The sequence below is a fragment of the Corynebacterium sp. HMSC062E11 genome, from assembly GCF_001811845.1.
GTDB classification, from domain to species: Bacteria; Actinomycetota; Actinomycetes; order Mycobacteriales; family Mycobacteriaceae; genus Corynebacterium; species Corynebacterium hesseae.
The window spans coordinates 32,250-48,778 of sequence record NZ_KV806782.1 but is presented as its reverse complement, the minus strand read 5'-3'; the positions used below and the strand labels follow the sequence as shown (position 1 = coordinate 48,778).

The 16,529-nt window shown below is 62.6% G+C and carries 20 protein-coding genes; 9 read left to right on the top strand and 11 right to left on the bottom strand.

Going from position 1 to position 16,529, the window contains the following annotated elements; translation table 11 throughout:
• Window positions 1-68: 68 nt before the first annotated feature.
• A complete protein-coding gene (locus HMPREF2822_RS03590) occupies window positions 69-542 on the bottom strand; it encodes a hypothetical protein (protein WP_070521052.1) in 474 nt (157 codons plus the stop codon).
• A gap of 202 nt (window positions 543-744) precedes the next feature.
• On the opposite strand from HMPREF2822_RS03590, the gene hemL reads away from it, so the two are divergent.
• The 7 genes from hemL (at window position 745) to HMPREF2822_RS03555 (ending at window position 7,187) form a co-directional block, all read left to right on the top strand.
• Window positions 745-2,079 carry a glutamate-1-semialdehyde 2,1-aminomutase gene (gene hemL / locus HMPREF2822_RS03585; RefSeq protein ID WP_070521048.1) on the top strand — a complete coding sequence of 445 codons (1,335 nt, stop codon included), beginning with the start codon at window positions 745-747 and terminating at the stop codon, window positions 2,077-2,079.
• Window positions 2,080-2,110: 31 nt separating this feature from the next.
• Window positions 2,111-2,719 carry a histidine phosphatase family protein gene (locus HMPREF2822_RS03580; protein WP_070521045.1) on the top strand — a complete coding sequence of 203 codons (609 nt, stop codon included), beginning with the start codon at window positions 2,111-2,113 and terminating at the stop codon, window positions 2,717-2,719.
• Window positions 2,719-3,324, top strand: coding sequence for a TlpA disulfide reductase family protein (locus tag HMPREF2822_RS03575; protein ID WP_070521042.1), 606 nt, complete (start codon window positions 2,719-2,721; stop codon window positions 3,322-3,324). The genes HMPREF2822_RS03580 and HMPREF2822_RS03575 overlap by 1 nt, the downstream gene beginning before the upstream one ends.
• Window positions 3,321-4,127: a cytochrome c biogenesis CcdA family protein gene (locus HMPREF2822_RS03570; protein ID WP_070521038.1), complete on the top strand. Its 807-nt coding sequence runs from the start codon at window positions 3,321-3,323 to the stop codon at window positions 4,125-4,127. Before HMPREF2822_RS03575 ends, HMPREF2822_RS03570 begins: the two co-directional genes overlap by 4 nt.
• A 12-nt stretch (window positions 4,128-4,139) precedes the next feature.
• Complete coding sequence (locus tag HMPREF2822_RS03565; RefSeq protein WP_070521036.1) at window positions 4,140-5,771, top strand: cytochrome c biogenesis protein ResB; 1,632 nt, start codon at window positions 4,140-4,142, stop codon at window positions 5,769-5,771.
• Between the two features lie 141 nt (window positions 5,772-5,912).
• On the top strand, window positions 5,913-6,929 hold the full coding sequence (ccsB, locus tag HMPREF2822_RS03560) for a c-type cytochrome biogenesis protein CcsB (RefSeq protein ID WP_070521033.1): 1,017 nt from the start codon (window positions 5,913-5,915) through the stop codon (window positions 6,927-6,929).
• Window positions 6,930-7,187, top strand: a complete 258-nt coding sequence (locus HMPREF2822_RS03555) for a helix-turn-helix domain-containing protein (RefSeq protein ID WP_070521030.1) — start codon at window positions 6,930-6,932, stop codon at window positions 7,185-7,187.
• On the opposite strand, the gene HMPREF2822_RS03550 is transcribed toward HMPREF2822_RS03555, so the two are convergent.
• A complete protein-coding gene (locus HMPREF2822_RS03550; protein WP_070521026.1) occupies window positions 7,184-7,498 on the bottom strand; it encodes a hypothetical protein in 315 nt (104 codons plus the stop codon). The two genes, HMPREF2822_RS03555 and HMPREF2822_RS03550, sit on opposite strands and share 4 nt — an antisense overlap.
• A gap of 43 nt (window positions 7,499-7,541) precedes the next feature.
• Between HMPREF2822_RS03550 and HMPREF2822_RS03545 the strand changes: the two genes are divergently transcribed.
• Window positions 7,542-7,883: a DUF4229 domain-containing protein gene (locus HMPREF2822_RS03545; protein WP_070521022.1), complete on the top strand. Its 342-nt coding sequence runs from the start codon at window positions 7,542-7,544 to the stop codon at window positions 7,881-7,883.
• Here HMPREF2822_RS03545 and HMPREF2822_RS03540 read toward each other — a convergent pair.
• From HMPREF2822_RS03540 to HMPREF2822_RS03520, 5 genes are read right to left on the bottom strand one after another with little or no spacing between them, the layout of a single operon-like run.
• Window positions 7,880-8,758 (bottom strand): 1,4-dihydroxy-2-naphthoate polyprenyltransferase, encoded by an 879-nt coding sequence (locus HMPREF2822_RS03540; RefSeq protein WP_070521019.1) that lies wholly within the window; start codon window positions 8,756-8,758, stop codon window positions 7,880-7,882. The genes HMPREF2822_RS03545 and HMPREF2822_RS03540 overlap by 4 nt on opposite strands.
• A 5-nt stretch (window positions 8,759-8,763) precedes the next feature.
• On the bottom strand, window positions 8,764-9,618 hold the full coding sequence (locus HMPREF2822_RS03535; RefSeq protein ID WP_010189755.1) for a metal ABC transporter permease: 855 nt from the start codon (window positions 9,616-9,618) through the stop codon (window positions 8,764-8,766).
• Complete coding sequence (locus tag HMPREF2822_RS03530) at window positions 9,615-10,469, bottom strand: metal ABC transporter permease (RefSeq protein ID WP_010189752.1); 855 nt, start codon at window positions 10,467-10,469, stop codon at window positions 9,615-9,617. Before HMPREF2822_RS03530 ends, HMPREF2822_RS03535 begins: the two co-directional genes overlap by 4 nt.
• Window positions 10,466-11,176, bottom strand: a complete 711-nt coding sequence (locus tag HMPREF2822_RS03525; protein WP_010189751.1) for a metal ABC transporter ATP-binding protein — start codon at window positions 11,174-11,176, stop codon at window positions 10,466-10,468. Before HMPREF2822_RS03525 ends, HMPREF2822_RS03530 begins: the two co-directional genes overlap by 4 nt.
• The gene (locus HMPREF2822_RS03520) at window positions 11,176-12,102 is read right to left on the bottom strand and encodes a metal ABC transporter substrate-binding protein (protein ID WP_070521016.1); all 927 of its coding nucleotides are present in this window, start codon (window positions 12,100-12,102) and stop codon (window positions 11,176-11,178) included. Before HMPREF2822_RS03520 ends, HMPREF2822_RS03525 begins: the two co-directional genes overlap by 1 nt.
• Window positions 12,103-12,209: 107 nt before the next feature.
• On the opposite strand from HMPREF2822_RS03520, the gene HMPREF2822_RS03515 reads away from it, so the two are divergent.
• The gene (locus HMPREF2822_RS03515; protein ID WP_046647781.1) at window positions 12,210-12,899 is read left to right on the top strand and encodes a metal-dependent transcriptional regulator; all 690 of its coding nucleotides are present in this window, start codon (window positions 12,210-12,212) and stop codon (window positions 12,897-12,899) included.
• Here the strand turns inward: HMPREF2822_RS03515 and menE are convergent.
• The 4 genes from menE to HMPREF2822_RS03495 form a co-directional block, all read right to left on the bottom strand.
• Entirely contained in the window at window positions 12,896-14,044 is a 1,149-nt protein-coding gene (gene menE / locus HMPREF2822_RS03510) for an o-succinylbenzoate--CoA ligase (RefSeq protein WP_070521010.1), read from the bottom strand. The two genes, HMPREF2822_RS03515 and menE, sit on opposite strands and share 4 nt — an antisense overlap.
• Window positions 14,045-14,055: 11 nt before the next feature.
• Complete coding sequence (locus tag HMPREF2822_RS13475) at window positions 14,056-14,217, bottom strand: hypothetical protein (protein ID WP_010189743.1); 162 nt, start codon at window positions 14,215-14,217, stop codon at window positions 14,056-14,058.
• Window positions 14,218-14,623: 406 nt separating this feature from the next.
• Window positions 14,624-15,604 carry a 1,4-dihydroxy-2-naphthoyl-CoA synthase gene (locus tag HMPREF2822_RS03500; protein WP_070521004.1) on the bottom strand — a complete coding sequence of 327 codons (981 nt, stop codon included), beginning with the start codon at window positions 15,602-15,604 and terminating at the stop codon, window positions 14,624-14,626.
• Window positions 15,605-15,968: 364 nt separating this feature from the next.
• Window positions 15,969-16,430: a DIP1984 family protein gene (locus HMPREF2822_RS03495; protein WP_010189741.1), complete on the bottom strand. Its 462-nt coding sequence runs from the start codon at window positions 16,428-16,430 to the stop codon at window positions 15,969-15,971.
• Window positions 16,431-16,529: the final 99 nt, after the last annotated feature.

Here is a 16,529-nt window from a genome sequence, read left to right as displayed (position 1 = left end):
CAACTAAGGGTCCGAAAATGGGCGTTTTTCTGCCACTATTTGATCGAAACGTACTTGGTATCCGCCTTTTAGAAGGGCACATCGATGCGTATATCCTCCGCGCGCGGCAGCGGGGGAAGTGTCGGTATGCGGTCGAGGCCGGCTTGGACTTCTGGCGGGATGGGGATGGACGTGGGCACCCGCGGGGGCTCGGGCAGTTCCAGCTTGGGCTTGGGCCGCTGCGGTGGGGCCGGACGGGGTGCGGGCGCCGGGGCGGGGAGGGTGACGGTTTCTACTTCGATGCGTGGCGCGGGGGCCTCGACGGTCGTGGGTGCGGGCGCGGGCGCCTCGGTTTCAGATTCCGGTTCGGCCGGGGCGGGCGAGATAGAGGTGGTGTCGCCAAAGCGGTTGACCGGCTGGGGCAGGGCATTCGGCTGCCAGGACGTTGGTTGGGCCGAGGTGGTAGGGCTGGGTTCGGTTCGCGGAGCGGTTTCTGCCTGAGTGGCAGCGCAGGCAGACAGTGGAAGGCAGGCAAGAATGACAAGAAAACGGCGCGATGCCATGGGAATCCCCCTTAAGTAGTGCCTCTCCACAGCGCACCCCAGCGCTTAAATAAGGAAAGGCAGAATCAACAGTGTGCTGCCAGCATAGCGCCACAGTAGCGGGCGCGCAGCGCGAGCGATTGCTGCCGCTTAGGAGGCAGTGGAGGGAGGACGGAAGGACACAAGGGGACTCAAACTTTTGTATAGGGCTAAAACCGATACAATGTGGGCTATGCCTAACTCCAGCCAGCGAAATCAGCAGAATACGTCCCAGTCCGCCGAGTGGTTCGAGCGCGCCACGAAGGTCACCCCGGGTGGCGTGAATTCCCCGGTCCGCGCCTTCGGATCCGTGGGTGGCCAAGCCCGCGTCATCGCCCGTGGCGAGGGCTCGCGCCTCTGGGACATCGACGGCAACGAGTACGTCGACCTGGTTAGTTCCTATGGCCCGATGATCCACGGCAACGCCCACCCGGCCATCGTGGAGGCAGTCCAGAAGGCGGCTGCCGATGGCCTCTCCTTCGGCGCGCCCACCGAGGGCGAGACGTTGCTGGCGGAGCACATCGTCAAGCGCACCGCGGTGGAGCAGGTGCGCCTGGTCAATTCCGGTACCGAGGCCACCATGTCCGCCGTGCGGCTGGCCCGCGGTTTCACCGGCCGCGCCAAGGTCCTGAAGTTTGAGGGCTGCTACCACGGCCACGTGGATGCGCTGTTGGCGTCGGCTGGCTCCGGCGTGGCCACCTTCGCGCTGCCGGATTCCCCGGGCGTCACGGGTGCCTCGGCCGCGGACACCATCGTCGTCCCGTACAACGATCTCGACGCCGTCCGCGAGGCCTTCGCCGCGCACCCGGGAGAGATCGCCTGCATCATCGCCGAAGCCGCGGCGGGCAACATGGGCACCGTGGCCCCGGAGGAGGGCTTCAACGCGGCACTCAAGGAGATCGCGCATGCCGACGGCGCCCTGCTCATCCTCGACGAGGTCATGACCGGTTTCCGCACCTCCTACAAGGGCTGGTTCGGCGTCGATGGGGTAGCGGGTGACCTGGTGACCTTCGGCAAGGTGGTCTCCGGTGGCCTGCCGGCAGCTGCCTTCGGCGGCCGCGCCGACGTCATGGCTTCCCTCGCCCCCGCCGGCCCTGTCTACCAGGCGGGCACGCTGTCCGGTAACCCGGTGGCGATGGCCTCCGGTCTGGCCTCTCTGGAGCTGGCCAACGAAGAGTTGTACCCGCGCCTGCAGGCCAACGCGGACTGCCTGACCAGCCTGATAACGGCGGCACTTGATGCCGCCGGAGTGGCACACCACATCCAGCGCGCGGAGACGATGTTCTCCATCCGCTTCGCCGAGGGCCAGGGCCGCAACTTCGCCGATATGCAGGCGGCCGATACCTGGCGCTTCGCACCCTTCTTCCACGCACTGCTGGAGGGCGGCGTGTACGTTCCGCCGTCAGCCTTCGAGACCTGGTTTGTGTCTGATGCGCTCACGGACAATGATTTTGAGGTAATCGAGGCAGCTCTCAAGCCTGCCGCCCAGGCCGCCGCCAGCGCGCAGCGCCCGCAGTAAACCAACCATTTGAGGGGATAGACACAGGTATATGTCCACCACCATCGTCCACTTCGTCCGCCACGGCGAGGTTTATAACCCGGATAAGATCCTTTACGGACGCATCCCGGGCTATCACTTGTCCTCCCGTGGGCATTCCATGGCCGCACGCACAGCGAAAGCCTTCGAAGGCCATGACGTGACCTACCTGGCGGCCTCGCCGCTGCAGCGCGCGCAGGAAACCGCGCTGCCGATTGCGCAGGTGACGGGCTTGGAGGTGGACGTCGACAAGGGCGTCATCGAGTCCGGCAACCGCTTCGAGGGCTTGCGCACCAAGGGCTGGAATTCGCAGCTGTGGAATCCGCAGCGCTGGCCGCTCATGGTCAATCCGCTTGAGCCCTCGTGGGGCGAGCCTTTCGAGGAGATCGCCGCGCGCATGATGGACGCCGCCGAGCGCGCCCGCGCCAAGGCCGAGGGACACGAGGCCATCGTGGTTTCCCATCAGCTGCCCATCGTCATGGTGCAGCGCACCGTGTTGGGCAAGCGCCTGGCCCACGCGCCGTGGGACCGCACGTGCGCGCTGGCTTCGGTGACTTCGCTGGTCTACCGTGACCGCGAGATCATCGATATCTTCTACTCCGAACCGGCGCAGGACATCTAATGGGACGCAGAACTATCCGCGCCGCCGCGGCCGGTGTCCTTGCTGTGTTTGCCTTGGCTGGCTGCTCGCAAAGCGAGGAAAACGCGCAGAACGCCGTGGCTTCCGGCGGCACCTTCGAGTTCATCTCGCCCGGCGGGCAGACCACCATCCGCTATGCGGAGGAAGACCGCAAGCCGCTCAAGGATTTCTCCGGTGAGGACCTGCGGGATGAGTCCACGACGATCAAGCTTTCGGATTTCAAAGACCAGATCGTCGTCCTCAACTCCTGGGGTCAGTGGTGCGCGCCGTGCCGCTCCGAATCGGATGACCTCCAGGCCATCCACGCGGAGCTGCAAAAGCGCAAGGTAGGCACCGTACTGGGTATTAACGTCAAGGACTTCAACCCGGAGATTTCCCGGGACTTCCTCACCGATAACGGCCTGGAGTACCCGTCCATCTACGACCCGCCGTTTAAGACGGCCGCAGCGCTCGGCGGCGTGCCCACCTCCGTGGTGCCCACCACCATCGTGTTGGACAAGCAGCACCGCCCGGCCGCGGTCTTCCTCACGGAGATCACGGAGCAGGACGTCCTCGACGTCGTGGACGAGCTGGAGAAAGAACAGTGATCCTAGCCGCTGACGGAATCGGGCAGAGCTTTGCCGACGCCGCCGCGGCCGGCCCGCTGCTGCTAGGAATCCTCGCCGCAGCCGCCGCCGGGCTGGTATCTTTCGCCTCACCCTGCGTGGTGCCGCTGGTGCCCGGCTACATCTCCTACCTGGCCTCCGTGGTCGGCGGTGAGGTCACCCACGACGAGGAGCTCGGGGTCGGCGTGGGCAAGCGTCGGCAGTGGGCCGTCGTCGGCGCCGCAGCACTCTTCGTGCTGGGCTTTACCGTCATCTTCGTGCTGGCCACGGTTTCGGTCTTCGGCGCCATCTCGGCGCTGCGGCTCAACGCGGACACCCTTATGCGCGTCGGCGGTATCATCACCATCCTCATGGGCGTGGTCTTTATGGGTGTGGTGCCGGTGCTGCAGAAGGACACGCGCATGGCGCCGAGGCGCTGGACCACGTGGCTGGGCGCGCCGCTGCTCGGCGGCGTGTTTGCCCTGGGCTGGACGCCGTGCCTGGGGCCCACGCTGGCCGCCATCTTGTCCGTCTCCGCCGGCACCGCGGGCATGACTGCGGTGCGCGGCACGCTGCTCATCGTCGGCTACTGCCTGGGGCTGGGCCTGCCCTTCCTGCTCGTGGCACTGGGCTCTGTTAAGGCCATGCGCACCATTTCGTGGATGCGCACGCACTCCCGCGCCATCCAGATTGCCGGGGGCATCGCCATGATCCTCGTCGGCCTGGCGCTGCTGACCGGGCTGTGGGGAGATTTCATCAACGCCATCCGCCAGTGGACCGTGTCCTATGGCGCGACGCTGCTGTAAAGGAGATTTTTCGTGAGATATATCCGCAAGGCCTGGCACTGGCTGACCAGCATGCGCACCGCGCTGGCGCTGCTCTTCCTGCTGGCCATCGCCGCCATTCCGGGTTCGCTTCTGCCGCAGCGCTCGCTCAATGAATCCAACGTCAATGACTTCATTGAGACCAACGGCAAGGTTGCGGAAATCTACGACAAGCTGCAGCTTTTCGACGTCTTCTCCTCCGTCTGGTTCCAGGCCATCTACGTCCTGCTCATGATTTCTCTGGTGGGCTGCATCATCCCGCGCTCCTGGGATCACTACAAGGCCTACCGCACACCGCCGACGCGCGCGCCGAAGTATCTGGAAAAGATGCCGCTCAATGCCACCGGGCATTCGGAAAAGTCCCCGGAGGAGATCGCCGCGGCAACCAAGACCATGCTGAAGAAGTGGCGCGTAAGCGAGGTTTCCCCGGAGAAGGACCGCGCGGGTGCCCAGTCCTTCTCGGCGGAGCGCGGCTATGCCCGTGAGCTGTGCAACCTCATCTTCCACATCGCGCTCGTGGCCATCCTGCTCACCATGGCAGCCGGGCGCTTGGTGCATTATGAGGGCCAGGTCATCGTGGTGACGGAGAAGAACTCCCAGGGTCAGACCCAAGAGCAGCCGCAGTCCACGGAGTTCTGTAATACCTCAACCTCCGTCTATGACTCCTTCCGCGCAGGCCCGCTTTTCGACGGCACGGGTCTCCACCCCTTCTGTTTTAAGGCCCACGACTTCACCGCGGACTACCTGCCTAATGGCCAGGCGGAGATGTTCACCTCCGATGTGTCCTATGCCGCCGGCGATGATATCTTCACGGACCCGGAGACCTGGGAGGATTACAAGCTGCAGGTCAACCACCCGCTGCGCATTGATAACAACCGCGTCTACCTGCAGGGCCATGGTTTTGCGCCGACGATGACGGTGGAGTGGCCCAACGGCGAAAAGCGCACGCAGACCATCCAGTTCCAGCCCAATGACACCACGTTCTTCCTCTCCTCGGGCGTGATGCGTTTCGATCCGCCGTCGGGCATGTACCCGGACCTGTTTGAGCGCCGCCAGAACCAGATCGCTATCCAGGGCCTGTTTGCGCCGACCGCCGAGTGGTCCGGTGAGAACGGTAAGCTGCTGCAATCTTCCTACCCGGCGATGCTGGATCCGGCGGTGGCTATCGATATCTACCGCGGCGATGCCGGCCTGGACACGGGCAAGCCGCAGTCCTTCTTCTCCCTCGATTCCAGCCTGGTCCACTCGGGCCAGCTGCAAAAGATCGACCGCGTCAACCTGACCCAGGGTGAATCGGTCACGCTGGACGACGGCACCAAGGTCACCTTCGACGGTGCCTCCGAGTTTGCGAACTACCAGGTTTCCTATGATCCCTTCCAAAGCTGGGTTCTGGTGTCCGCGCTAGTCATGCTGGTCTCGCTGGTTGGCTCGCTGGTGATAAAGCGCCGCCGCGTGTGGGTGCGCATTCGACCGGGCGCCAACGGCGGCACCGACATCGAGATGGGCGGCCTTGCCCGCACCGACCGCGCCGGCTGGTCTGAGGAATTCCACAAGCTACACCGTGAGCTCTTGGAGTTGCCGGATCCCGATGACGTGGAGGAGGACGAACTCTACTCCGCCGACTAAAGGCGCGGACCGTATCCTTCAAAAGTTGGATACAGCTGGGAAAAGGGGGTAGCCTTATGGGCACCATAAATCTCTCCGTTCATGCAGCCTCGTGCGTGGCGCACGGGGTAGGCACGATTGTGAAGGCAAGGTTTCCCACTCATGCAGGTTGATCAGAATCTGTCCAACTTCTCAGACATCGCGGTGCAAACCGCGTTCGTCGTTTATGCACTCGCCTTGGTGCTGTCCCTGGTGTACTACGGCCGGATGCAGAGCATCATTGAGGCCATGCGCGCCCGTACCGCAGCTGCACCGCAGCAGCGTGAGCTCGCCACCGTGGGCGCTTCGGCAGATGGCGCCGTGCTTGGCGACGTTCCCCCAACGGCCAGCACCGCAGACGATGATTTGGTGAAGAAGCAGGAGAACGCCGACAAGCTCGGCGGCATGACGCAGATGCTGCTGTGGCTGGGCATCGCCCTGCACCTGGCGGCCATCGTGCTGCGTGGTTTGGCTACCGGCCGTTTCCCGTTTGGCAATCTCTACGAGTACATGCTCATGGTGACCGCCGGCGCCATGGTGGTGGCGACCGTCGCCATGCAGCGCAAGGAGTGGCGCACCCTGTGGCCGTGGCTGCTCACGCCAATCCTGGCGCTGATGTTCTACGGCTCCACCAAGCTCTATGCGGAATCCGCTCCGGTGGTTCCGGCGCTCCAGTCACACTGGCTGCCCATCCACGTCACCGTGGTTTCGCTGGGCGCATCCATCGGCGTGGTCTCCGGTATCGCTTCTTTGCTCAGCGTGCTGCGTGAGTTCCAGCCGAAGCGAGGCGAGTCCGGTTTCTTCGGCGCGCTTGCCCGCCCGCTTCCTTCAGCTAAGAAGCTGGACCGCCTGGCCTACCGCCTGGGCGTGGTGGCGCTGCCGACCTTGGGCCTGGGCATTGTGCTGGGTGCTATTTGGGCCGAGTCCGCGTGGGGCCGCTACTGGGGTTGGGATCCGAAGGAGACCGTGTCCTTCGCCACCTGGATTCTCTACGCTGCCTACCTGCACGCCCGTGCGACGCCGGCCTTCCGCAAGGCCGCGCCATATATCAACATCGCGGCGATGCTGCTCATGGTGTTCAACCTGTTCTTCATCAACATGGTTGTCTCCGGCCTGCACTCCTACGCGGGACTGAACTAAATGACGGATATTCATAAGCCACGGCACAAGCCCGGCAAACCGGCGGGCGATAACCCTCAGCTCATCGCCCTGGGTGAGGGCTTTGCGCAGCGTCGCCGCGAGCTGGGCATCCTGCAACAGGACCTGGCTGGGAAGGCCGGGATTTCGCGCTCCACGCTGCATACCATTGAGCACGGTGGCTCCGGCGTGCGCTGGGAAAAGGTCGTTGCGGTGGCCGAGGCCCTCGGCCTCGAGATGACTTTTATACCGAAGGACTAGGCTTCTTTCCCCTTAGAGTCTTTGCCTTCAATGTCCTTGTCCTCGGGGGCCTTGGGCTCCTGCTGCCCCTGTGAGCGCCGCCGGCGTTCTTCCTCTTTGCGCTGGGCCTCCCGCTCCTTGGCGCGGCGCTCCTTGAAGCGCTGCTTCTCCAGGTTCCACAAGAATTCCTCGTCATCATCGGGGCCCTTGATTGCCGGGCGCTGCGGCTGCTGCGCCTGCTGCACCTTCTTATTCCAACTCGACGGACCAAAAGCCTTCCAGACGAGGACTGCCGCGAGGACAAACAAGAGTAGTAGTATCAATCGACCCATGCGTTGTATTCTACGGAATGCCCGCGAAGCAAAAGTGAGAATTATGAGCCAGACAAAAAACACCACCAACGCCTCCCAGAACCCCAAGCCGCCCCAGCCGGACCCGGCGCTGAAGCGCCGCTCCCGCGTCGCTTTGTGGAAGTATGGTGCGGCCCGCGTGGTGCTGTTTATCGTGTTGACTGTAGTGATTCAGCTACTGGCGATGGCGGTGCTCCAGACCTTTCCGCTGCTGGTTTCCGCGCTGCTGGCGTTGTTCGTGGCGCTGCCACTGTCCATGCTGCTCTTTTCCACGTGGCGCGTGGAAGCAACCCAATCCCTGGCGGAGTACTCCGCGCAGCGCAAGGCCCACAAGAAGTGGGTCCAGGAGGAGCTGGCTGGCCGCTAAACCAGAGCCAGCGCTACTGCGTTGACAACCGCCCATACCAGCATCGCGCGGCCAGTCATACCGAGCACCGGGATGAGTTTGGGTCCGCGCGCACCGCGGTTGACGGTGCGGATAGCGCCCAGTGCGAGGGGGAAGTAGAGCAGGGAGGCCAGCGCTGCCCAGGAATCGAAGGCCAAGCCCACGGTGAGCAACACCGGGAGCAGCAACAGGGTCATGAATAGCGTGCGGGACTTCTTATCACCCAGGCGCACAGCCAGGGTGATCTTGCCGGTGGCCTCATCGGAGGGGATGTCCCGGATGTTATTGGCCAGGTTTACCGCCGCACTCATACCGCCGATACCCACGGCTAAGGCAAGGCCTGTCCACGTGATGCGGCCGGCCTGTGTGTACTCGGTACCTAGGACCGCGACGAGCCCGAAGAACACGAAAACGGCGATTTCTCCGAACCCGCGGTAGCCGTAGGGATTCTTGCCACCGGTGTAAAACCAGGCGCCGGCGATACACACAGCGCCGACGAGGATGAACCAAGCCGCGTTGGCAGCCAGGGAGAGCGAAATGCCCGCGATAGCCGCCACGCCGAAGCAAGCGAAAGCAGCGAACTTGACGTGCTGCGGCTTGGCCAGTCCGCCCCCGGTAAGCCGCTGGGGGCCGGTGCGGTCATCATCGGTGCCGCGGATGCCATCGGAGTAATCGTTGGCGTAATTCACGCCGATGATAAGCGCCCAGGCCACGATGAGCGCCAGCAACGCCCGGCCCCAGTGCAGGCCGTGGGCCGCGGCACCGGTACCAGCGATAACGGGAGCAAAGGCATTGGCCCAGGTGTGCGGGCGAGCACCCTGGAGCCAATCGGCAGGAGTGGCGGAATAGGCAGACATGCTCACTATTGTGCCACTGGTGTGGTGTGCTGCGGCAATGAGCTGGTGCGTTGGCGAAAGCGGTAGATGATGAGCACTGCAACGAAAATAACGGCATTGGTGACTGTCATTGCGGCAGAGGTAGCCGCGTCAAGGACATAGGCAACCCAAAATCCCACGACCGCGCTGATAGCGGCAACGCCACAGGCGGTCAACACCAGCGTGGGCACGCGCTGAGTAAGCAGCCGCGCGGTCATCGTCGGGAATACCATGAGAGCGATGACCAGCATGGCACCGGCAGCGTGAAAGGCGGCGGTGGCGGTGCAGGCAACCACGGTCATAAATATGATGTGAAGAACGCGCGTGGGCACCCCGCGTGCGGCACAAAAATCGGCGTCAAAAGTCGTGGCGGATAAACGCGGCAGTGTAAGGGCGAGGAAGAGAGCATTGATACCCAGCACTGCGGCCATGATGTAGCAATAGTTGGGATTGGAGAAGGCCGCGAGGTTGAGATCACCGACGAGAACGGCGTGGACATCAAGGTGCACGTGGCTCATGTGCGTAGAAATCAGGATGACTCCGGCGGCAAACAGGGCGGGAAAGACCAATCCGAGGGCGGAATCAGCAGTCACCAGCGGGCTGCGCTGTAGTGCGTCAGTTCCCAACGCCACCACCAAGGCGCCAGCGGCCGCGGTAACGAGCAAGATGGGTGAATCTAGATCTGCGGTAAAGAGGTAGCCGACGGCAATTCCGGGAAGGACGGCATGGCCGATGCCGTCGATAAGCATGGCCTGGCCTTTGAGGACAACAAAGGTGCCGGGGATAGCACAGGCCAAGGCCGTCAGAACGGCAAGGAGACAAGCGGTCGCGGCGAGGGTCATGAGGCTAGCTTTCTACTGGTGAGGCTGATAGTGACGAGCGCCGCCTGAGCCAGGACGATGACCGGACCGGTGGGCAGCGGGCCGTGCGCAATGGAGACATAGCAGCCGAGAGCAGCGGTGGCCGCGCCGAAGAACCCGGAGAGCGCGATGAAAGGTAGCAAGCGCGTGGTCCAGGGGCGGGCAGCGGCGGCAGGGCTGATGACCACGGCGACCATGAGCACTACGCCGACGACTTTGACGCCGAGCACCGTGATGGCGGTGAGGGCGAAGAAACTAGCCGCGTTGAGGAACGAGGTGCGGATGCCGGCTACCTGGGCAAAACTTGAATCAAAAGTGACTGCGGCCTGCCGGGTGTGAATGAGGAAAAGAAAAAGCAGCACGCAGCCACCGATGATGAGTGTGGACCGTACATCCGCGCGAGTGAGCGTGGAGGCATTTCCCAGCAAATAATCCTGGATTCCGGCCTTGCCAGGCAATGGTCGGCGGGAAATATACTGCATGAGCAGCATTCCCACCGAGAAAAATGTGGTTAGCGTGGCCGCCATCGCAGTGGTTTGCCCCAGGGGAGTTAACCGCGGGATGAGGTGAATGCACCCCACCGCGAGGGTTCCGGTGAGCAGGGCGCCGCAAGAAAGAAGCCAGACATTTCGCCCGTCCCAGCCAATGGCGGTGGCCACGAGGAAGGCGGTGAGCAGTCCAGGCAGGGAAGAATGCGAGATGGCATCGGCCAGCAGGCTGGTGCGGCGAACATATACCAGTGGGCCTAGCGCGCCAGCGCAGCCACCGATGAGCACGGTGCCCAGGAGTGCCTGGGTATAGGTGTAGTTCTGAAGAAGCTCGAGTGGGTTCATGATGGCAGGGAAAACATGTCGGCAATGGCGGACTCGGTAAGTACCTGCTCGGTGGGGCCAGCAGCAATGAGCCGGCCGTGGCCGACCATGAGGACCTCATCGCAAAAGTCGGCGACCTCCGCCAGGTTGTGATGCACCAGCAGGATGGTCACGCCGTTCTCGCGCAGTTCCTTGAGTACATCCATGATGGCGCGCTGACTCGCGGCATCGACACCAGCGAAGGGCTCGTCGAGGATGATGAATTCCGGCTCGCTAACGAGCGTGCGCGCCAACAACACGCGCTGGCGCTGACCACCAGACAGGGCGGAAATCGGCAGCTGCGCGTGTGCCTGCATTCCGGTGCGGGAAAGCGCGGCGTGAGCGGCGTCTTTGTCAGCGCGGCTGGGCCACTGCCACCAGCGCAGCCCGGCGGTGCGGCCCATCAGGGCGATGTCGAAGGCGGTGGCAGGGTAATTCCAGTCGATATCCGCATGTTGTGGCATATATCCGAGACGCTGCCGAAAATGTGCCAGATCGACGCCATCGAAGGTCATCGACCCGCAGGCTAGAGGCGGAAGGAGCCCTACCAGCGTGCGGACCAGAGTAGACTTTCCCGACCCGTTCGCACCCACCAGCCCGGTGATAGTCGCGGGGGTGAGGGTGAAGGAGGCGTCGTGAAGCACCGGCGTGCGGGGATAGCCGGCGGTGAGGTTTCCTACGCTGAGCATTAGCTTAGTGCTTTCGCCACGGCGCTAGCGTTATGTTCGAAGGCTCCGAGGTAGGTATCGGTTGGGGCTTCCGGGCCGAGGGTATCGGCAAAGAGCTCTTCATCCGAGATGGTGACTGTCCAGTTGCGGGTTTCTACGGCTTCCTTGAGAGAAGTGATGGCCTGTGGGTTCGCCTGGTTATCTTGGAAGATAACGGGGACCTTCTTCTCCGCGATCGTATCCGCGAGCTCGGAGATCTCAGTGGCGGACTTGGTGGCTTCGGTGGTCACGAAGTCGGTGGCTTGGACTTCAAAGTCGAAGGTCTTGCCGAAGTAGTTGAAGGCGTCATGGCCGGTGATGAGGACGCGCGGGGAGGCGTTTTCGAGTTCCTTAGCCGCTTTGTCATGCGCGGCTGCAATCTTGTCTTCATATTCATCGGCGGCCGCGGCATAGTCTTCGGCATTGTCAGAGTCGATTTCGCCGAGTTTGGTGCCGATGTGATCGACGACCTGGCTCCACAGCTCGGGGCTATTCCAGATGTGCGGGTCGTAGAGTTTTTCGCCCTTGTCACCTTGCTCGGGCCACGGCAGAAGGTCAGCAGTATCGAGCTGTTCGCCGACAGCTAGCTGCTTCTCACCGAGGGAGGAGAGCTGGTCCACCATTTGCGCCTCGAGGTGAAGGCCATTCCAGAGGACGAGGTCGGCGTCCTGCATCTTTTCAATATCGCGCGTGGTGGGCTGGTAGGTGTGCGGATCGCCGCCGGGACCGACCATGGTGGTGATGTCGGCGTCCGGGGCGATATTGGCGGCCGCATCAGCCAAGTAACCAGTCGTGGCGAAGATCGTCAGATTGTCGTCCTGGGCTTCGGCGGAGTCGCTGCTGGTGCAGGCAGTCAGCGCGGTGGCAGCCACGAGGGAAGCGAGGGGAAGCGCAATAAGTTTCTTCACGGGAAACCTCTCTTATTAAAAGTGAATGTCGATGTTCAATAGATTGAAGTTGAAAGAGCATAAGACCTGAAACCTTTGGAAGCAATAGGCTGAACTACGATGGGGGTATGCACATCAGTGAGCTGCCCGAACGCACCCAGGATTACCTCAAGATCCTCTGGACCTATGAGGAGAAAGAGGGCGCTAATACCGCGATGCCGCTGGGGGACCTAGCTAAAGCGGCGGGGCAGAAGCTGCCCACCACGTCGGAGGCGGTCAAGCGCCTGGCCGCGAAGGGGCTGGTGGAACACGAACGCTACTTCGGTGTTCGGCTTGTTGAGGAAGGCCGGCGGCTGGCTGTGGCAATGGTGCGCCGGCATCGGCTCCTGGAAACCTTCCTCGTGCGCACTCTGGGCTATACCTGGGATGAGGTGCACGATGAGGCAGAAATGCTAGAGCACGCGACGTCCGACAGGCTCGTTGAACGTCTTGATTCTTTCCTGGGCAACCCCGCCCGCGATCCGCATGGTGATCCCATACCTGCCCCGGATGGCACTGCCGAGCCGGTCTCGCGCATTACGCTTATCGACGTCCCCGCGCAGACCCCCGTCACCGTGGAGCAGGTCACTGACGCTGATGGCGAATTTTTGCGCTACCTGGATAAATATGGAGTGCGGCCGGGAGTAGAATTGACCGTCGTTGCCCCTTCGGTTGCGGGTGTGCTCGAGGTTGCCGTCGATGAAGGTTCACACTTCCCCCTCGGGGAATCCGCTGCGCGCGGCATTGCCGTACGCAGCTTTGGCGAAGCGGAAGCTTAGCTGTCCCACATGCGGGCGACGGCGAGGCGGTCAACCTTGCCGGGACCGGTGGTGGGGAGCTGGGCCAGGCGCTTGAAGTCCTTGGGGATTTGCCACCGGGGAAGGCCACTATCGTCGAGAGCCACAAGGATATCGCCGACATCCGCCCATCCGGTATAGGCAGCGACGATCATCTGTCCCAAGCGTGGGTGGGGGATGCCGACCACGCACACGCCGTCCACTCCCGGCACGCGAAGGATGTGCTGCTCGAGCTGCTCTGGGTGGAGCTTGAGCCCGCCGGTGTTCAGGATGTTGTCGAGGCGCCCGGTGACGGTGAGGTGGCCGTCGTGAAGCGCGCCGGCGTCGGAGGTAGCAAACCACGAGGTACCGGACTCATCGACCATGAAGGCATCTGAGTCCACGTTTCGATAGCCCTGCGCAATCATGGGCCCGCCAAGGTAAATGCGCCCCTCGTCGCCGATGCGAACAAGAGCGCGATCCAGTGGCTGTCCGTTGTAGACGCAGCCACCGGAAGTCTCCGAGGAACCGTAGGTGGTGACGATGGTGATGCGCAGCTTCTTCGCTGACTCCAACAACTGTGGGTGGGTGGCAGCACCTCCGACGAGGATGGCGTCAAAGGTGCGCAGGGCCTCGATTCCCTCTAGCGAATCCATGGCCTTGGCCAGCTGCATGGGGGTCAGGCCCGTGTATGAGCGATCCCCGGTGGCGGCCAGCTCGTGCGCGGCGCGGGCGAAATTGGGGATGGAAAAACCTTCCGACAGGTCAAGGCAGAGCGGCTCCACGCCCGCGACGAGGGAGCGCACCAATACCTGGATGCCCGCGATATGGGAGGCGGGCATGGCTAGTAGCCACTGACCGGTGCCGCCTAAAGTCCGGTGCGTGGCATCGGCACTAGACACCAAGTTGGCGGCCGTGAGTTGCGCGCCCTTCGGTGTGCCCGTGGACCCAGAGGTGGCCACGACGAGTGCGATGGAGGAGTCAATAGGTTCTCCTGCGCGCATGTGGTTGCGCAGCAGCTGCGCGCGGGTGCGGTCCTCCGCCGGAATGGGCAGGAAGGTGGCTTGTCCTGCGATGGCCGCTTCCAGATCAGGGAGGATGGCGGCAGGGTCACGCGGATCGACGGGCAGAGGAGAGAGGAAAGTCACGGTTAGTTAGGTTACCGCCCGCGGTGTTCGTAAGGGTTGATGAGCTCATCCTCCTGATCGAAGGGGCGCTCACCGTCCCTCTGAGCCTGCTGGATGCGCCGCAACATCCACACTCGCGATGCAATGACGGCAATGAGCGCGATGGCCGCGAGGGCAATGGCGAAATACAGCACTTCAGGCTCTCCCTGGGTGAAGGTGATTGGTGGTAATTAGGATAGCTGGTAGGTCCCTACCTGCCCTCCCTACTGGCTTAAGCCTTAAGAAGTGGCCTCGTGTGTCTCGGGGGTGTCTTCTTCCGTGGAGAAGCAACCTAGGATAAAAATCAGCACCAGCATGGCGGCGATGGTTGCGCCAACGGCGACGCCCGCCCGTAGCAGCCATGACCATTCGGTAAAGTGTCGCAGGGAAACCAAAAGGATTAGGCAGAGGACAAGTCCGATTGGGCGGGTTATCTGATTGATTTTCTCCGTGGTCAAGGTTGCCTCCGTGGGAGCTATAGTTACTGGCGTTAACTGTCCCGGATATTACTCTCTTTTTATCTTTCGGGTGGAAGAGAAGGCACTAGCCCTCGATGGAGGCCTAGTAGTAGTACGGGAAGTCATCCCAGTTGGGCTCGCGCTTTTCCAGGAAGGACTCCTTGCCCTCGACGGCCTCGTCGGTCATATAGGCCAGGCGGGTGGCCTCGCCGGCGAAGACCTGCTGGCCCATGAGGCCATCATCGGTGAGGTTGAAGGCGAACTTGAGCATGCGCTGGGCGGTGGGGGACTTCATATTGATTTCGCGCCCCATCTTGATGGCGGCGTCCTCCAGATCGGCGTGGTCAACTACCTCGTTGACCGCGCCCATCTCGTACATGCGCTGCGCGTCATAGGTGCGGCCCAAGAAGAAGATCTCGCGGGCGTACTTTTGGCCCACCATCTTGGCCAAGTAGGCCGAGCCATAGCCGGCGTCGAAGGAACCGACGTCGGCGTCGGTCTGCTTGAAGCGTGCTTCCTGGCGGGAGGCGATGGTCATATCGCACACCACGTGCAGGGAGTGCCCGCCGCCGGCGGCCCAACCGTTGACCACGGCGATGACCACCTTGGGCATGGTGCGGATGAGGCGCTGGACCTCCAAGATATGCAGGCGGCCGCCCTCAACCTTCTCGCGGGCGGTGTCGACAGTGGATTCGTCGGCAGTCGCGTCATCATGCGCATGCTCCGTGGCATAGCGATACCCGGAGCGGCCGCGGATGCGCTGGTCACCGCCGGAGCAAAACGCCCAGCCGCCGTCCTTCTGGGAAGGCCCGTTGCCGGTGAGAAGTACTGTTCCTACATCCGGGGTGCGGCGCGCGTGGTCCAGCGCGCGGTAAAGCTCATCTACCGTGTGCGGGCGAAACGCATTGCGCACCTCAGGGCGGTCGAAGGCGATGCGGACGATGCCATCCTTACGCTGTGGCTTTGGACCGTCACTGTTAAGTCGGTGATAGGTGATATCCGTGAGATCCTCAAAGCCCTTGACGGGCTGCCAGAGCTCCGGCTTGAAAGGGTTATCGGTGCTGTAATTCTTCTGCTCGCTCATGGCACACCAGCTTAATTGGAAAGCAGTGCGCCGGAAGTATAGTCCCCATTCCCAACCCTCACCCACACTCTCCGCCCAGCGCGGCGGTGATAAACAATAAACAATACTGCGGGATTATCCCCGTCAATGTGCACGTGTACTCCGTACCAGCGCGGTACACCATACAGTGGGACGGAATCGAACCTCCCTGCCTTCTTGCGCTACGAAGGCGCCTGAGAAGCACTGGACTTTTCCCTGCCCAGTAAGGGTTGCGCTCGCTGCGAAGAGGGTGGGCTACCGTCGCGCGCATGAGGCGCGCGACGTGACTACATGTCGAACGACATGACTACGTGCCGCAAGAATGCGGCACAACTAGCGGCAGACCTTATTTAGTTATCAGTTCCGTATTCCAGTTCAGCTGCTGGATGCGGGTATCCAGCTCGCGGTACTGGCGGGCCAGATCGTCGGCGCGCTCGCGCAACTTCGGCACGGGCACCGTGGCCACGAACTTGATCTCTGAGCGGGAGTAACGGTCGTGGCGCGCACCCGCACGCTCTGCCAGTCCCTGGTAGATGCGGCGCTTGCGTAGCAGACCATCACGCAGCGCCAGCGCTTCCATGAGCGTGATCTCATCGTCGAACGCGGTGGCCGTGTTCGTGGCGTTGATGGCGATGACGAGCTCATCGATGCGCTTGGTCACGCCCTCGAGTTCGCGGAGGAGATCGGTCGGATTTTCATCCGGTTCATCGCCTTCCTGAATGCGGACCGTCGCCGCGAGGCGGTCACTCAGCGAGTTGAGGCGCTCCTGCGCCTGGGCACGCTCGGCCAAGGCTTCAGCCAGTAGCATGGTTGCTCCTTCACCCTTGATGGGATTCATTGTCTAAGCAATTGTACGGCAGTCAGTAGGCTCCGCCTTAGAGCCGTGACGGTTCTAACAAATAGTGGC

Coding starts and splice junctions, on each gene's coding strand:
- HMPREF2822_RS03495 (WP_010189741.1), bottom strand. CDS start 16,430: ATGCTACTGGCTGAAGCCTTGGCCGAGCGTGCCCAGGCGCAGGAGCGC.
- HMPREF2822_RS03535 (WP_010189755.1), bottom strand. CDS start 9,618: ATGACCCTCGCCGCGACCGCTTGTCTCCTTGCCGTTCTGACGGCCTTG.
- HMPREF2822_RS03555 (WP_070521030.1), top strand. CDS start 6,930: ATGACGGATATTCATAAGCCACGGCACAAGCCCGGCAAACCGGCGGGC.
- HMPREF2822_RS03545 (WP_070521022.1), top strand. CDS start 7,542: ATGAGCCAGACAAAAAACACCACCAACGCCTCCCAGAACCCCAAGCCG.
- HMPREF2822_RS03575 (WP_070521042.1), top strand. CDS start 2,719: ATGGGACGCAGAACTATCCGCGCCGCCGCGGCCGGTGTCCTTGCTGTG.
- hemL (WP_070521048.1), top strand. CDS start 745: ATGTGGGCTATGCCTAACTCCAGCCAGCGAAATCAGCAGAATACGTCC.
- HMPREF2822_RS03540 (WP_070521019.1), bottom strand. CDS start 8,758: ATGTCTGCCTATTCCGCCACTCCTGCCGATTGGCTCCAGGGTGCTCGC.
- ccsB (WP_070521033.1), top strand. CDS start 5,913: ATGCAGGTTGATCAGAATCTGTCCAACTTCTCAGACATCGCGGTGCAA.
- HMPREF2822_RS03590 (WP_070521052.1), bottom strand. CDS start 542: ATGGCATCGCGCCGTTTTCTTGTCATTCTTGCCTGCCTTCCACTGTCT.
- HMPREF2822_RS03530 (WP_010189752.1), bottom strand. CDS start 10,469: ATGAACCCACTCGAGCTTCTTCAGAACTACACCTATACCCAGGCACTC.
- HMPREF2822_RS03550 (WP_070521026.1), bottom strand. CDS start 7,498: ATGGGTCGATTGATACTACTACTCTTGTTTGTCCTCGCGGCAGTCCTC.
- HMPREF2822_RS03580 (WP_070521045.1), top strand. CDS start 2,111: ATGTCCACCACCATCGTCCACTTCGTCCGCCACGGCGAGGTTTATAAC.
- HMPREF2822_RS03500 (WP_070521004.1), bottom strand. CDS start 15,604: ATGAGCGAGCAGAAGAATTACAGCACCGATAACCCTTTCAAGCCGGAG.
- HMPREF2822_RS03515 (WP_046647781.1), top strand. CDS start 12,210: ATGCACATCAGTGAGCTGCCCGAACGCACCCAGGATTACCTCAAGATC.
- HMPREF2822_RS03525 (WP_010189751.1), bottom strand. CDS start 11,176: ATGCTCAGCGTAGGAAACCTCACCGCCGGCTATCCCCGCACGCCGGTG.